Here is a 14,881-nt window from a genome sequence, read left to right as displayed (position 1 = left end):
TCAATCATCCCTATCCGAAGCCGCATTCAAGAACCCCATGCATTCGGGTCAAATGACGACTTGTCCTTGATTTTCTTTTGGCATTCCCCGCCTGCCGAGGCAACGGCGCGCCCTGCCGATGTGACATTTTCGAGCACGGGTGTGACACCTAGATCACGAAACCGCGCACGCCCTTCCTCATCTTGCACTAGGCCGCGGCCGGCAACAGGAGCTGCGCGCGCAAGCCCCCTTCGTCCCGTCGCGACAGCGTAATGGTGCCTTGATACTCCCGCACGATCTCGCTGACGATCGAAAGCCCGAGCCCGGTTCCAGGCTTGCTTTCGTCAAGCCGCTTGCCGCGCTTCATCGCCAGCGCAATCTGGTCGGGATTGAGCCCCGGGCCGTCATCATCGATGTCGAGCACGATCCACTGCCTCCCGGGTTCCTTCGCATGCAGCTCGACCGGCGCCGGCCGCACGTTCAGCCACACCTCGCCACGGGCGTGGCGGGCGGCATTTTCAAGCAGGTTGCCAACGGTTTCCTCGACGTCCTGCAATTCCATCGCGAGCACCAGTGCCGGCGGATTGATCGACAGATGGACCTGCTTTTCCGGGTTGAGCTTGCGCATCACCCGAACCAGGCGTTCGAGCGCCGGCTGCGCCTCGGTCCTCGCCAGGACGGATTCACGTTGCGCCGCGATCCGCGCGCGGCTGAGATAGGACTGAACCTGCATCTGCATCGCATCGACCTGGTTGCGCACCAGTTCGCCATGCGACGCATCCAGCACGCGGGCCTCGTTGAGGAGCACGGCGATCGGGGTCTTCAAGGAATGCGCGAGGTTGCCGACCTGCATGCGCGCACGCTCGACGATGCGGCGGTTGCTGTCGATCAGCGCGTTGACTTCGTTGGCCAGCGGCTGGATTTCGCGTGGGAAGGCTCCATCGAGCCTCTCGCTTTCGCCGGTGCGGATCTTCTCCAGCGAGCGACGGACCTGATCGAGCGGACGCAGGCCGAAGAGGATGGTCAGCGCGTTCATCCCGAGACCGCCAAGACCGAAGATGGAGAGCGCGATGGTCAGGTTTCGGGTGAAGCGATTGATGTCGGCTTCGAGGACATCACGGTTGCCGGCCACGCGAAAACGCGCGGTGTGGCCCTGAATGTCGAGCACGACCTCGGTCTCGGACACCTCGACCTCGTTACCGAACGGATCCTTGGTGGTGTAGAACCGGACGTAGCCGGTGTCGAACGGAACCTCATCGACGCTGGCGATCGGCAGCTTGCCGTTGCCGAGTGACGTCGAGATCAAGGGCGGTGTGTCGAATTCGCCGATCGGATCGACGATCCAGTACCAGCCGGTCTGCGGCTGCGAAAAGCGGAGATCGCCGAGCTGCGGGCTTCCAGAGAGGACCGTCTTCTCGTTGACCGAAATCGAATTGACGACATTGAAAAGCTGCGCGCGCAAGAGGTCCTTGAAGCCGCGCTCGGAGCCCTGCCGATAGAGTTCGGAAATGACCACGCCGATCACGACCAGGGCGACGACCGCCCAGACGGTGGAAACCGCCAATACGCGGGCTGTGAGCGATCTAATTGCCATTGCCCGGCGCTTGCATTCGGTATCCGAGACCGCGCACCGTTTCGATCAGGTCGTTACCGATCTTCTTGCGCAGCCGGCCGATGAACACTTCGATCGTATTGGAATCGCGGTCAAAATCCTGGTCGTACATATGCTCGACCAGTTCCGTGCGCGAAACGACCTGGCCCATGTGGTGCATGAGATAGGAAAGCAGCCGGAACTCGTGCGACGTCAGCTTGAGGGCCACGCCATCGACGGTTGCCTTGGAACCCTTGGTATCGAGGCGCACCGGGCCGCAGACGATCTCCGAGCTTGCATGGCCGGCAGCACGACGGATCAGGGCGCGGATGCGAGCGAGAACCTCTTCGACATGAAAGGGCTTGGCAACATAGTCGTCGGCGCCGGCATCGATGCCCGCGACCTTGTCGCTCCAGCGATCGCGCGCCGTCAGGATCAGCACCGGCATGGTCTTGCCATCGCCGCGCCACTTCTCCAGAACCGTGATGCCATCCATCTCCGGCAGGCCGATATCGAGGATCACGGCATCGTAGGGCTCGGCGTCGCCGAGATAGTGCCCCTCCTCGCCGTCATAGGCCTGATCGACGACATAGCCGGCCTCCTTCAGCACTTCGGCGAGCTGCCGGTTCAGGTTGGCGTCGTCCTCGACAATCAGAATGCGCATTCGCCTCTACTTCCTCTCGCGGCCATCCCCGCTGCTTGTTTCGCTAAATCCTAGCCGATTTAAGGACAGAAACATGCAGGCATTCAAAGCACTGCAGCGACCTTTTCGCATCGGACAAGACGCACGGTACTGCAGGGATCGCTTACATCGGCACCTTGACGGTCACCTTTTTCGGTCGCCCACCGTTACCGGGAACGAGCACCGTGATCACGCACTGGCCATCGGACGTCGGTTGTGCCGACAACAACTCGCCGCCGGTGTCGGCGACCACCTGTGCAGCGGCCGCGCTGCAATCGCCGGCCACACGGACGACATTATCCGACGGCACGTTGATCGCAGGCGGGCTGAAGCCCGCGAGGCCTGCAGCAAGCGCGGCTATGATCACTGGTGAAGACATGAACGCACTTTCGACTTGGGAAGCATCATGGCAGAAGCAATAACCGAATGAGGCTGAATGGCAAATGAATGTCGGCCTTCCGAGCCACCAGGAACCCATTGGAAAACCCACAGACTCAACTGGAATTCCGACCCTAGATTGCAGCGATTCCATCCCTGACGGAACCCGGGCCAAGGCCCTCGTTCGGCAAGCGATAGCCACTTCATGCGACAGTTTCATCTGCGCGGCTGCTGGGAGAACAGAGCTTGAAGCTCACCGGCCTTGGTCGTGGCAGCCTTTTGTTAAGTATGTTTCGCTAGACTTCAGACGTCGTCATAGGCTCGCGCGTCGCGATGGCCAGGGCATCCGCCATAGCCCGAACACTGAGACAGCACATCAAGCAGGAAGCGATTCCCGATTCCTTTGAATCCCTTGGCGGCGATCGTTCGAAAACTGAGTCAACACCCTGCGAGGTTGAGTCAAGTCGATCGCAGCCCGATTCCGGCAGCCAGGCTAAGCCACTGACACCCTTCGATTTCATAGCGATGGTTTTCGCCCCCTAGCGCGCAAGCGTGCCGACGTTCGGCACATCCTATTCGTGCCTGAATACGTGAAGCTTGGCGTTCGCGTACAAAGAATAGACGTTCGCAAAATTACTTCAAAAGAACAGCCAATTTAGTCGCATCTGAACTACCACATCTGTGAATTGACGGACGGCTGTGGATCAACGAAAAATTAATCGATTTAAATATTTTTCAATCGTTTAAATGATTTAAGCCACTGATTTACAAAGTCTTTACGATATGAAATTGTCCGCCGCATCAAACGTCATGAAACCGTCATAGGCCCGGGAGGATCGGATGCAGACGCTCGCCAACAACCAGCCCGCATCTCAGCAGTCCAAAGTACCGCAATCGCTGCTCGACCGTTTCGAAAACGAATGGCGCGCCATGCGCGCTGCCGGCGAAAGCACCCCGAAGCCGATCCAACCGGCTGAGTAACGCCTGTCAACGGCGCATCGATTGTCGCGCGCCATGACCCTCCCAACATAGAGAAGACGCAACACGGAGTTGAACCTTCGGGTCGGGATGAAACACGTCCTGCAATGCCGCGTGTTCCGTCGCCGCTCGAACGGATAGGCGCCGTGGCAAATGCTGCGGCCCTTCGATTTTTGTGGCGATTTTCAGCCTTTTGGCCATTCGGAAAAACCATGTTACTCTTCCCGAATGCTAACCGAAGAGATCGAAAAACTCGCGCTAAGCTTGCCGGGAACGGAAGAAAACGCGCATTTCGGCACACGGGACTTCCGGGTGGGAAAGCGCATTTTTATGAGCTTGCCGGAAGCGGGTCGCGCGGTCTTCAAATTCACGCCTGACCAGCAGCGCATGCTTCTGGAAATGGAGCCCGGGGTCTGCGCCGCCGTGCCCGGCGGCTGGGGCGACCGCGGCTGGACCTCATTCTACTTCGTCGAAGCGGACGAGGGTCTCGTCCGCCAGTCGATGGAAACCGCCTGGCGTAACGTCGCGCCGAAAAACCTCGTCAAGAAGAACGGTGGCAGTCACTAAAGCCTGTCGCGCAGAAGTGCGCAGCGGTTTTGCGATAACGACATGCGAGATATAAAAAACTTAAAGCGCAAGGAGCGAATCTGAATGATCGCGACGCGCATTACGCTGGATCGAAAAGCGGATAGCCGCCTCGCCGGAATGCAAAGCGCTCCGCTCTCAGGGCGATTGCGAAGCGCCGGCCGGTCCCCTCTCAATCCACGCTTTCCTGTCCCACTTCCAGCGGCCAGGTGACGAGATAATCTTCATAGTCTTCGATATCGATGCCATCCTCGGCGACGGTGCGGCCACGCACCGAAATGCCTGCAGCATGAACCGTGTCCGGGTCGCCTGAAACCAGCGGGTGCCACCAATAGAGATCGCGCCCCTCGGCAACGAGGCGGTAACCGCACGTCGGCGGCAGCCAGGTGATCTCGCGCACGGCCTTGGGTGTCAGTTGGATGCAATCGGGCACCGTCGCCTGCCGGTTTTCATAGTCCTTGCAACGACAGCTCTCGCCATCGAGCAAGGTGCAACGGATCGAGGTCCAGGCGATCTCGCCGGTATCCCAATCCTCCAGCTTGTTCAGACAACAGAGCCCGCAGCCGTCGCAAAGGCTTTCCCACTCCGTATTGGTCATGTCCTCAAGGCTTTTCGCCTTCCAGAAAGGCATTTCGCCCATCGTCATCACACTTTCGTCAAATAGCCCGCGATACAGAAATTTCGCAGAAAATTGCCGGTTTTTTAAGGCCGGCGGCGCGATATGCAAGTAGATTGGAATTTGACGTCGTGCAAATATTGCCCGGCGCCGGCATGATGCCACAAAGCCTTCAGGACGTTGAGACGTGCGGGAACCGAGGAAAGACGATAACCGGCCGAAAAAGCGGCACATCTTTCTCAGGGTCGACTCCTGGATCGATTCCACGGTCTGGAATGCCGGCTTCAAGCTGTCGCAATGGTGGGAAGATACCACCATCTTCTTCCGCCGTTTCCGCGTCACAGGCTGGAAAAAGGTCGTCTTCGAGGTGCTCGGCGAAGGCATGAACTGGGGCACCGTCGGCTCCGTGCTGATGCTGGCGCTCGCGCTTCCCGCCTTCGAGGAAACCAAGGGAAACTGGCGCGCCCAGAGCGATTTCGCCGTCACCTTCCTCGACCGCTACGGCAATGAAATCGGCCACCGCGGCATCATTCACGAAGATTCCGTGCCGATCGACGAACTGCCCGATCATCTGATCAAGGCGGTGCTGGCGACCGAAGACCGCCGCTTCTTCGACCATTGGGGTATCGATTTCCTCGGCCTTGCCCGCGCGATGACCGAGAATGCCCGCGCCGGCGGTGTCGTCCAGGGCGGCTCGACACTGACCCAGCAGCTCGCCAAGAACCTGTTCCTCACCAACGAACGCACGATCGAGCGCAAGATCAAGGAAGCCTTCCTTGCCGTCTGGCTCGAATGCAACCTTTCGAAGAAGGAAATCCTGAGGCTCTATCTCGACCGCGCCTATATGGGCGGCGGCACCTTCGGCGCGGCAGCGGCAGCGCAGTTCTATTTCGGCAAGTCGATCACCGATGTCAGCCTGGCGGAATCGGCGATGCTGGCCGGCCTCTTCAAGGCACCGGCCCGTTACGCGCCGCACGTCAACCTGCCGGCCGCGCGCGGACGCGCCAACGAGGTTCTGAGCAACCTCGTCCAGGGCGGGCTGATGACGGAAGGCCAGGTGATTGCGGCGCGGCTCACTCCCGCAACCGTGATCGATCGCGCCCAGGTGAAGGCACCCGACTTCTTCCTCGATTGGGCCTTTGACGAAGTCCAGCGCATCGCCCGTCCCTTCGCGCAGCACTCGCTGATCGTGCGCACCACGATCGACATGGGCCTGCAGAACGCTGCCGAGGACTCGGTCGAATCGAGCCTGCGCCAATATGGAGAGAGCTTCCATGTGAAGCAGGGCGCGCTCGTGATGATCGAAAATGGCGGCGCGTTGCGGGCCATGGTCGGCGGCCGCGACTATGGCGAGAGCCAGTTCAACCGGGCGACCCGCGCGTTGCGCCAGCCAGGCTCTTCCTTCAAGGTCTACACCTACGCAGCGGCGATGGAAAAAGGCATGACGCCGGAAACGGTCGTCGTCGACGCACCGATCACTTGGCGCGGCTGGTCACCACAGAACTACGGCCGCAGCTATGCCGGGCGTATCACCATCCTGACGGCGATCGCCAAGTCGATCAACACCATCCCCGTGCGCCTCGCCAAGGACAAGCTCGGCACCGATCTGATCGCTCAGACCGCCAAGGCAATGGGCATCGAAACACCGCTGCGCACCGACAAGACGATGCCGCTCGGTACCTCCGAAGTGACAGTGCTCGATCAGGCGACCGCATATGCCGTGTTTCCGGCCGGCGGCATGCAGTCGCGCCGCCACGGGATCAGCCAGATTCTCAACTATGACGGCGACATTCTTTACGACTTCGGGCGTGACGAACCGCCGGCGCGGCGCGTGCTTTCGGAAACCGCAAATACATCGATGAATTCGATGCTGACGCAGATTCCGATCATCGGCACGGCGCGCAAGGCTGCGCTCGACAACGGCATTGTCGTCGGCGGCAAGACAGGCACGACGCAGGCCTATCGCGACGCCTGGTTCGCCGGCTTCACCGGCGACTATACGACCGCCGTCTGGTTCGGCAACGACGACTACACGTCCACCAACAACATGACCGGCGGCTCCCTGCCGGCGATGACCTTCAAGCGGCTAATGGACTATGCCGAGCAAGGCATCGAGCACCGCGCTATCCCCGGCGTCACCGCCCCGACGGCGCCGGCGAAGCAGCCAGAGGTCGCGACGGCCAAGCCGGACGAGAACGCCCTGCCGCCACTCGTCCGCCCGCGCTCGTTGTCGGCCGAGGTCACCCGCCTGCTGCGCACGATCGGCGAGACCTTCGAAATGGCCCCAGCACTGAAAGCGCCAGAAAAGGCCGGCGGCAGGCTCGCCGCCCTCGGCGCTGCCGAAGAAAAACGCTCCGGACAGACGGACCCCAATGCCGCCAGCAACTAAAGTCTCCCGGCCAGGCCCGCGGCATCCATCTCATCGTGAGGCCGCGCGCGCCCCGTCAGTCGCCGTTGCGCCGGGCGCCAATTTCGGCGAGATATGGAGGCAACCCCATGTTGCCCCGCCGCCGAACGATTTCCGATAGAGCCGCCCTTGTTTCGAATCCCCTTCCTCGTCGCCCTCGCTCTTGCCATCGCCTTCGGCGGCGGCATTGCCTCGGCCGTATGGGCGCTGAAGGCGACCGTCGGTTTCGGCTCGATCGCGATCGGCCCGTGGGTTGCTTTTCCGGAAGCGCAGACGATCAATGCCGATCCCTATGCCAAGGCGCACCGGGCGCGCGCGGGCGAACTTCTGTACGGTGGCGCCGAAGGATTGATGTTCAGCGCCCAGACCGACGACAAGGGCCAGAAGCTCCAGGCGACCTGCTCCTATAACGTCACGGGGCTGACGCCGCAGGCTCGCTTCTGGACGCTTTATGCCGCGAATGCCGACGGCCTGCCGTTGCGTCCCGGCTCCGACCTGCCCTCGGCCCTCAATTCCTGGACGGTGCTGCGTAGCGAAAACAGCAATTTCACTATCCATGTGTCGCCGAACGCCCAGCCGGACAATTGGCTGGCCGTGCGCCATGCGGGGACCTTCCGGCTGGTCCTGACGCTGCTCGACACGCCGACTGCAGGTTCCTCGGGCCTGATCGACCTCGCCATGCCTGTTATCACCAAGACCGGGTGCGGCGATGCGTAAGGTTCTCTTCGCCACGGTCCTCGGCCTCGTAGGCGCCGCCCTGCTGCACATCATCATCATCCTGTCGCTGCCGCAATTTACCGGCCGCGACGCCTATACCCGCGTGCTGGGGCTACTCGAGATGGACAGTTTCTTCGCGCTGACGAGCACGCCGGGGTCGACCGGCCTTGCCAATGACGATCCCTATCTCAGGGCGGCCGTTTGCAGCTTCTCGATCTCGGACGGGCCGGCGCGCTTCCTCGCCAGCGGCAGCGTGCCGTTCTGGTCGCTCGCGGTCTTCGACAGCAATTCGAACGAAGTCTTCAGCATGAACGACCACACGGCGGTCAACGGCAAGCTCGATCTTGTCGTCGCGACGCCGATTCAGCTGGTAGAACTGCGCAAGTCTCCGCCGGAGGCACTGGCACAATCGATCATGGTGGAGATGAAGGAACAGGACGGCTACGCCGTTTTGAGAGCGATGGCGCCAGTCGACAGTTTCGAGGAGCAGGTCCGCAATTTCCTTGCGGAATCAAGCTGCGAGCCATTTCGGCGCTAGAGTATCCCGCTTTCAAGTGGAATCACTTGAAGCGGAAAGATGCTCTAGAAACAAAGTGCTAGAGCGACCTTAGTGCGTTCATTTGAACGCACGGCGCTTTAGATGCTTCGGACGTGAAGGCATCTGACCGCGCTGTCGCGGTTGCGCGCGGCAGACAGCCAACGCAAAGACTACGTTCAGTGCAGGAATTATGGTGAAGGACCCTGAGGTTTCGGGCCAAGGACGCGCGCCCGGTCGTAACCGGCCGCCGATGCGGGAAATCGAACGTTACTGCTTCTTGATCCGGCGTCCATCGGGTGCCGTCGGCTGCGGGTCGCGGTCGAGGCGTTCGTAGCGGATACCGGTAAACAGAAGCACTTTGGCCCCGCCCGATATGGCCGGCGGTCTACGCGGCGGTACGCGAACCTTTCGGTCCTGAATTCTGATCACGTCTGCCATGCTCGTCTCCACAAAGTCTTGAGACGGATGAACTACCGTACAGATTTCACCCTGCCCTCTCGGGCCAGCGCATTTTTCCAGGCCTTGCCTGGACAGGCGCGCTTTTCTCGTTTGCTCCTTCTTCCGGTCGCCCGGATGTTGCTCTTCTGGTTCACACGACGCAGCCCGATGATAACGGGTCCGCCCCGATTGAGCCATAGGCTGGTTAACAGATTGCTAATACACCGCTGCAACACCAACCTAGATTCATTATCTCGCCAGACGAGCCCCCGAGATGTATCCGAGGTAACAACCTGGAGCGGCGGTTCGCAAACCGCGGCTTTTCGCTAGCGTCGCGAGATCAGGCCAAACAGAAACGACACCCCGGCAACCGCCACCAGCGTCGACAGCGGCTCCTCGCGCACGCGCTCGCGAACGCGTTCCACCATCAACTCCGCCTCGCCCTGCACGACTGCCCTCGTGCCGCTGCCAATCGCAGAGACTGCTTCGGTCAGCCGGGCGATTTCCGCCCGCAGTTCGGCAATCTGCACATCAACCTCAGCACGCGCTTGCGCCTGCGAAACGTTTTCGCTGACTGTCTGCACGGCCTCCAGTTTCTTTTCCACCATTACAATGCTCCCTTGTCTGCGCCGTCTCAACGCTCCGGATGGCGTTTGGTTCCGCCAGAAGCTGCAGAAAACCGGAGCGCCGAAAAGCAAACGGGCGGCCAGAGCCGCCCGTTTTCCAGTCCAACGCAAGAACGCCGTTTCAGGCGCTCCACGTCAGTTTTCGCAGTTCGGATCGTCGAACTGGCACCGAACAAACGGTGCCGGGCGGGCGCCTTCGTAGATGCCGTCATCGTTCTGGCGAACGCGCACGCCGTCGCTGCGACGTTCCCATTCGCGGCGCTCTTCACGCACGGTCTGCTCGCGGTTCCATTCGCTCTCGCGGCGCCGCCACTCGTCTTCACGTTCACCGGTTTCCCAGTCCCGGCGCTCGCGGCGGCGGTCACTTTCCCAGTCGCGGCGGTCGCGCTCGCGCTGGCGCTCCCAGTCGCGACGATTCCGGCGGTCGTCGACCCAATCCGGTCCGTGGCGCCAACGATCGCGCTCGCGATAGAAGTCACGACCGCGGTAGTTGCGGTCCCAATAGTTGTCGAACTGGAAGACGACCGTTGGAATTCCGAGCGGGCGATAATAGCGGGGCTCGACGTAAACGCGATTGCGGCGATAGTCGGCCTGGACATAACGCCCGGCGACCCAGCCGCGCCCACCGTAGAACGAGACATCGCACCACGGCAGATCTGCAAGGCATCCGTGGATTTCCACCGATTCGCCGACCGGGATCATCGATACCGCCGGATAGCGGGTGCTCGGACCGGAGCGCATGTTCACATTGGCAGTGGCAAAGCCTTCGGCAGCCTCGGCGACAACCGGGGCCGCGAGGAGCGCACAGACCGCCGCTGCGCGCAGGATAAATTTCTTCACAGTTCCATATCTCCCATGGAGAGGCCCCTCTTCATTTGGCCTCCAAACGTCGGCGGGCGTCCGGAGCCCTTGACCGTCGCCGCGATAACTCCTGACCGCATGTGGATTTTTTATGGCTGATGCCGCGGATGTCCCCGAGAAATGCGGGGCCAGCGGGGCGAATGGGCGGCCCTGTCGCGCGCCACGCATGTGCCGTAAGCCTGAATAAAGCTCCAACATCCATAGTTAATAGTGCGCTAACGCTTTTCTTCTAATTTTTGCGACGTGTGCCTTTCCGGATCACCGGAAACGGCGATCATGTTTTGCGTGCAGGGAATTACCGTGACGGATCGCTTTCGTGAGTTGGAAAGGCCACAGACCGGCCGCTTGAAGGACGTTGTCCTGATGGCGACGGTTACCGGTTTCGAAAGCCTGCGCATCCCCCGCAAATCCGATATGAAGCAGTTTGCCGAACTGTTCGAACCGCTCTTCCTCGGCTCCAGCAACGAAGCGCGCCGTCAGGCGGCGGCAGCCCTTTCCCAGTGCTCGCAGATCCCCGAAACAGTCGCCGCATTGATCGGCGGCATGCCGATTTCGATTGCCGCGATTTTCCTGACGCGTTCGAAGGCGATAGCCGACCGCACTCTCATTGCGGTCATCCGCGAGCGCGGGCCGGAACATGCCGCAGCAATCGCGCGGCGTCCCAACCTCTCCCCTCTTGTCGTCGATGCCCTGGTCGAGCACCACAATCCACTCGGGCTTGCCGCGCGCAGCAGCGCGGCAAAGCAGGCGGTGGCGGAACAGACACACCCGGAGGCTGCAGCCGCTTCCTTGCGCACCGCCCGCGAAGAAGCGCTCAGGCACGAGATCAAGACCCTGGCGCGAGCGGGGTCACGCAACCCCACGCCGGCCGCCTCATCCGAGGCAATCAATGACGTGCATGCTGCATTGCTTGTTCGCTTTGCCCGCAGCGGCGAGATCATCCTGTTCTCGCGCGTCCTCGGCCAGGCGCTCGGCACCAAGGACGCCCACGTCGAGCGCATCCTGCTCGATATTTCCGGACAGCGGCTTGCGACGAGCCTCGTCGCGCTCGATGTCCAGGCGACCGATGCCGGTTTCGTGCTTCAGGCCCTGTATCCGCATCTTCGTGAGCCCTTCGGCGAGACGAGCCATGCGGAAGCGTTGATCGGCGCCATGAACCGTACCGCCTGCCGCGAACAGCTCGATGGCTGGTTCGAGGCAGAGGCCGAAGAAAGCGCTCCAGCGGCAAGGCACGAAGCCTACTTTGCCGAAAATCCCGCCAACGATGCGCGGCAGATCGGCGCCCGCAAGATTGCAGCGGCCGCCGGCAATGTGCAGCCCCAGCGGCTTTTCGGCCGGCGACGCGGCTAGGCGCAGAAAATACTCATCCTGCTCCTCGCCTTGATGCGGTCTGCTTCCCGTTTCGGGAACATGCCTGGGCGTACCGGTGAGTCCTCGCCCGCCCTAGAAAAGCTGCTTCATCGCTTCGATGGTCCAACTCCACTCGCGACCCGTCGGAGCCTGCGGTCCTGCGATGCGGCCATTGCGATCGGCAAGACGGTGTCAGGGCCGGCTTGCCCCTTCCTCCGGAACCACCTCGAACAGATCGCCATGGTCGTCCAGCTCGATCTCCACGATCCAGCAATCCGGATCGAAGCGGATTTCGCCTGCGAGCGCCGCATCGACCCGCTCAGTATCGCTGTCGCGCAGCCTCGCTTCGAACTTGCGGCCGAGCGCGACTTCGTCGTCGAAGAAATTCTGCGGCGCCGGGGCAAAGAGCGTCTCCGTGCCGAGCCGCGTCCGCTGGCGGATGAAGATCGCACCGGCCTCCTCCGCTCCCTTGCGCAGCACGGCCGCATAGCCGCCGAGCGAAAACGCGCGGCGCAAGAGGGACGAGACGAAGATGTGAGACTTCAGGCGCATGAAAGGCTGATACACGCGCTGGACGGCGCAGGCAAATCGGCGGCGCGGTCAAACCCCACTGGCAATCAGAGTGCGCCGATTTCCTTGAGCTTTTTCAAGACCTGGGCATTCGGTTCACCGGTCTGCGGCAGGCGGTAATGTTTCTCGAAATGGCGGATCGCCGCCCGCGTCTGCGCTCCGGCGACGCCATCGACCGTCACATCCGCATAGGCGAGGTTGCTCAGCCCCTTCTGGATGTTCAGCACCAAGGCGCTCGAAACCGGGATTTCGGCACGCGGAACGAAATTGCTCTCCTTCTCGGAGGAACGAATGGCGGCAGCGACCGGATCGATCTCAACGCCACTGCCCTTGGCCTCGGCGAGAGGTCTTCCCGCCGGCATGACCTGAGCAGCCTGATCGCCAGGTGCCGCCCGAAGTGCCTGCAGCAACTCCGTACTGGCCGAACCCGTCTCGGCGCGGCCGGCCTGCGCTTCGAAGCGCAGGATCGCGGCCGCCGTCCGTGGGCCGCTGCGCCCGTCCGGCGCGCCGTCATAAAGGCCGACGCGGTTCAGTTCCTTCTGGATGTCGGCAACGAGCTTCGAGGTCGCGCCACCGGGCACGCTTGCCACGCGCTCAGGCGACGGTTTTTCCGTCGGCAGATCCGCGGAAGCCGCAGCTATCACGTCCTCGACATTGTCCGCCTTGGCCTCGCCCTCGCGCTCGATGACGAAGGTGGTCACGTTGCGCGGCTCGATCTCTTCGCCCTTGGCGATGGCGATCCGCTGCGCGGTTTCGGCGCTGACGAGCGGCACGCGGGTGCGCATCAGCGGTGACGGGTGCACACCGTGCTGGTACCACATGGCATTGGCGGCAACGAAGGAAAACACGACCAGGAAGGCGGCCGAGCCGCCAGAGACCAGGGGATGGCGCGCCATCAGCCGGCCGGCAAGCCCAACACCCTGTCCGGCAAGAGCCAGCCCGCGCACGGCCAGGCCAGGCGCACGCCGCGCGGCCTTCTTCCGTTCAGGCTGTTTTCGCTTGCGCGGCGCCATATCCCCGTTCCTCGTTCAAACCAACGTCTTCGGACCGCCCTCCTTCGGCGGCCGGCCTCGCCTCTCCGTCGCGTAGGCGCGGCGGAAATTCCACCGTCACCGACGAACGCTGCTCTTCTTGCTCGGCAACGGCGATGCCGGAGCCGTCGCGCGGTATCGTCACGACGATGACGGTCCCCTCACCCTCGCGGCTGCGAATCGTGAGGTCGCCACCATGAAGGGCAACGAGGCCCTTGACCAGCGAAAGGCCAAGACCCGTGCCTTCGTAGCGGCGTGTATAGTCGTTCTGGATCTGGACAAAAGGTTGACCGAGCAGCTTCAGCTTGTCGGCGGCAATACCGATTCCGGTGTCGCTGACCGAGAGCTTCAGCATCGCACCGTCCACTTCAGCGTCGATCGTCACGACGCCGCCATGGTCGGTGAACTTCACGGCGTTGCCGACCAGGTTGATGAGAACCTGCTGGAAGGCGCGCTGGTCGGCATTGACTTCGCCAATGCCGCGGGTGACGCGGCTGACGAGCTTGACGCCCTTTTCCGCGGCCTGGTGCGACAGCATCGCCTCGCAGGCGGCAACCGCCTCGGCGACGCGGAACGGCTCGGGCATGAGCTCGTAGCGTCCCGCCTCGATCTTGCTCATATCGAGCATGGTATTGACGACGGAGAGCAGATGTTCGCCCGACTTGTGGATGAGGCTCACATACTCGCGCTGGCGATCGTTCTCGAGCTTGCCGAAATACTCGCCGCCCAGCACGTCGGAAAAGCCGAGGATCGCATTGAGCGGCGTGCGCAGCTCGTGGCTGACGGCGGCGAGGAAACGGGTCTTGGCATCGTTCGCAGACTCCGCTTCGGCGGTCCGGGCCGCCGCCTCGGCGCGCAGGCCTGCCTCCTGAGAGACATCGCGCGACTGCGCAAGGATCGCCGTCAAGTTGCCATCGCGATCGCGCAAGGGCGCCAAGTCGCAGGACATGTAGACGAACTGTTCGCCTTCGATCGGCAAGGTCCGCCGTTCGATACGGATATCGACCGTCGCCCGATCGCCGCCCTGGCGAAGGATGTCGATCGCGCTCAGGAACGTAATGCGGTCGGAGACGTGAATCTGCTCGATGAAGCCGCGGCCCGCCGGGTCGCGCATCAGCGTCAGGTGCTCGGCGGCATCGCGCCCATGCACGGAAAGGACATTGCCGCGCAGGTCATGCACGGTCACGAGGCCCGCAAACAGGTCATAGGCTGCCGAGAGGTCCCGGAGAACGGGATCGGACGGAGCCGGCGCAGCAGTTTCCGGCGCTCGGCCGCGAGCGATCGCCACGGCTGCCGCCAGTAGCGAAGCGGAAGCCCAAAGAGCGGTTCCGAGCGGCAGGGCCGAGGACACGGGTATGGCGAGCGACAGGGCGAGCGGCGCCACCGGCAGTGTCGTCAAAGACACGGCCGCAACAGTGCGCAAACGTTTCGTGTCGCGGCGCCCGGCGGGCGAAGAAGCCTCACGACGGGGCAGCCACAGGGCCGCGATCTCGTCCACGCGGGACGCCCATCTGCCAGCCATGTTACGCAATAC

General features: G+C 62.3%; 16 protein-coding genes. 6 read left to right on the top strand and 10 right to left on the bottom strand.

Annotation, left to right across the window (positions count from 1 at the left end; genetic code table 11):
* Positions 1–187: 187 nt before the first annotated feature.
* The 3 genes from ACTJKE_RS02115 to feuN all read right to left on the bottom strand — a co-directional run bounded on the left by ACTJKE_RS02115 (position 188) and on the right by feuN (position 2,631).
* Positions 188–1,573: a sensor histidine kinase gene (locus tag ACTJKE_RS02115; RefSeq protein WP_110879845.1), complete on the bottom strand. Its 1,386-nt coding sequence runs from the start codon at positions 1,571–1,573 to the stop codon at positions 188–190.
* On the bottom strand, positions 1,563–2,234 hold the full coding sequence (gene feuP / locus ACTJKE_RS02110; RefSeq protein ID WP_034789361.1) for a two-component system response regulator FeuP: 672 nt from the start codon (positions 2,232–2,234) through the stop codon (positions 1,563–1,565). Before feuP ends, ACTJKE_RS02115 begins: the two co-directional genes overlap by 11 nt.
* 142 nt (positions 2,235–2,376) lie before the next feature.
* Positions 2,377–2,631 carry a two-component system FeuPQ modulator FeuN gene (gene feuN, locus ACTJKE_RS02105; protein ID WP_057250394.1) on the bottom strand — a complete coding sequence of 85 codons (255 nt, stop codon included), beginning with the start codon at positions 2,629–2,631 and terminating at the stop codon, positions 2,377–2,379.
* 839 nt (positions 2,632–3,470) lie between these two features.
* On the opposite strand from feuN, the gene ACTJKE_RS02100 reads away from it, so the two are divergent.
* Together ACTJKE_RS02100 and ACTJKE_RS02095 are read left to right on the top strand one after the other, a co-directional pair.
* Entirely contained in the window at positions 3,471–3,611 is a 141-nt protein-coding gene (locus tag ACTJKE_RS02100) for a hypothetical protein (protein WP_173515957.1), read from the top strand.
* A 225-nt stretch (positions 3,612–3,836) separates the two neighbouring features.
* Positions 3,837–4,175 (top strand): MmcQ/YjbR family DNA-binding protein, encoded by a 339-nt coding sequence (locus ACTJKE_RS02095; protein WP_057250396.1) that lies wholly within the window; start codon positions 3,837–3,839, stop codon positions 4,173–4,175.
* 190 nt (positions 4,176–4,365) lie between these two features.
* On the opposite strand, the gene ACTJKE_RS02090 is transcribed toward ACTJKE_RS02095, so the two are convergent.
* Positions 4,366–4,833 carry a YcgN family cysteine cluster protein gene (locus ACTJKE_RS02090; protein WP_057251076.1) on the bottom strand — a complete coding sequence of 156 codons (468 nt, stop codon included), beginning with the start codon at positions 4,831–4,833 and terminating at the stop codon, positions 4,366–4,368.
* A 163-nt stretch (positions 4,834–4,996) separates the two neighbouring features.
* On the opposite strand from ACTJKE_RS02090, the gene ACTJKE_RS02085 reads away from it, so the two are divergent.
* The 3 genes from ACTJKE_RS02085 (at position 4,997) to ACTJKE_RS02075 (ending at position 8,471) form a co-directional block, all read left to right on the top strand.
* Positions 4,997–7,198, top strand: a complete 2,202-nt coding sequence (locus ACTJKE_RS02085; RefSeq protein WP_440691099.1) for a transglycosylase domain-containing protein — start codon at positions 4,997–4,999, stop codon at positions 7,196–7,198.
* Positions 7,199–7,345: 147 nt separating this feature from the next.
* The gene (locus ACTJKE_RS02080) at positions 7,346–7,933 is read left to right on the top strand and encodes a DUF1214 domain-containing protein (protein WP_440691097.1); all 588 of its coding nucleotides are present in this window, start codon (positions 7,346–7,348) and stop codon (positions 7,931–7,933) included.
* Positions 7,926–8,471 (top strand): DUF1254 domain-containing protein, encoded by a 546-nt coding sequence (locus ACTJKE_RS02075; RefSeq protein ID WP_057250402.1) that lies wholly within the window; start codon positions 7,926–7,928, stop codon positions 8,469–8,471. The genes ACTJKE_RS02080 and ACTJKE_RS02075 overlap by 8 nt, the downstream gene beginning before the upstream one ends.
* 267 nt (positions 8,472–8,738) lie before the next feature.
* On the opposite strand, the gene ACTJKE_RS02070 is transcribed toward ACTJKE_RS02075, so the two are convergent.
* The 3 genes from ACTJKE_RS02070 to ACTJKE_RS02060 all read right to left on the bottom strand — a co-directional run bounded on the left by ACTJKE_RS02070 (position 8,739) and on the right by ACTJKE_RS02060 (position 10,375).
* Entirely contained in the window at positions 8,739–8,909 is a 171-nt protein-coding gene (locus tag ACTJKE_RS02070; RefSeq protein WP_176707512.1) for a hypothetical protein, read from the bottom strand.
* A 326-nt stretch (positions 8,910–9,235) separates the two neighbouring features.
* Entirely contained in the window at positions 9,236–9,517 is a 282-nt protein-coding gene (locus ACTJKE_RS02065; protein WP_057250404.1) for a hypothetical protein, read from the bottom strand.
* A gap of 153 nt (positions 9,518–9,670) precedes the next feature.
* Positions 9,671–10,375: an SH3 domain-containing protein gene (locus tag ACTJKE_RS02060; RefSeq protein WP_082615819.1), complete on the bottom strand. Its 705-nt coding sequence runs from the start codon at positions 10,373–10,375 to the stop codon at positions 9,671–9,673.
* A gap of 297 nt (positions 10,376–10,672) precedes the next feature.
* Here ACTJKE_RS02060 and ACTJKE_RS02055 point away from each other — a divergent pair, with 297 nt between their 5' ends.
* On the top strand, positions 10,673–11,746 hold the full coding sequence (locus tag ACTJKE_RS02055) for a DUF2336 domain-containing protein (RefSeq protein WP_057250406.1): 1,074 nt from the start codon (positions 10,673–10,675) through the stop codon (positions 11,744–11,746).
* Between the two features lie 192 nt (positions 11,747–11,938).
* On the opposite strand, the gene ACTJKE_RS02050 is transcribed toward ACTJKE_RS02055, so the two are convergent.
* The 3 genes from ACTJKE_RS02050 to ACTJKE_RS02040 all read right to left on the bottom strand — a co-directional run bounded on the left by ACTJKE_RS02050 (position 11,939) and on the right by ACTJKE_RS02040 (position 14,869).
* A complete protein-coding gene (locus ACTJKE_RS02050) occupies positions 11,939–12,298 on the bottom strand; it encodes a DUF1491 family protein (RefSeq protein ID WP_058320303.1) in 360 nt (119 codons plus the stop codon).
* A gap of 65 nt (positions 12,299–12,363) precedes the next feature.
* Positions 12,364–13,329 (bottom strand): peptidoglycan-binding domain-containing protein, encoded by a 966-nt coding sequence (locus ACTJKE_RS02045; RefSeq protein WP_093232118.1) that lies wholly within the window; start codon positions 13,327–13,329, stop codon positions 12,364–12,366.
* Positions 13,301–14,869, bottom strand: a complete 1,569-nt coding sequence (locus ACTJKE_RS02040) for a sensor histidine kinase (protein WP_440691111.1) — start codon at positions 14,867–14,869, stop codon at positions 13,301–13,303. Before ACTJKE_RS02040 ends, ACTJKE_RS02045 begins: the two co-directional genes overlap by 29 nt.
* Positions 14,870–14,881: the final 12 nt, after the last annotated feature.

Source organism: Ensifer sp. 22521 (assembly GCF_052044795.1).
Classification (GTDB): Bacteria; Pseudomonadota; Alphaproteobacteria; order Rhizobiales; family Rhizobiaceae; genus Ensifer.
Note: the sequence above shows the minus strand (reverse complement) of the source record. Positions and strands in the feature narration are given on the sequence as shown.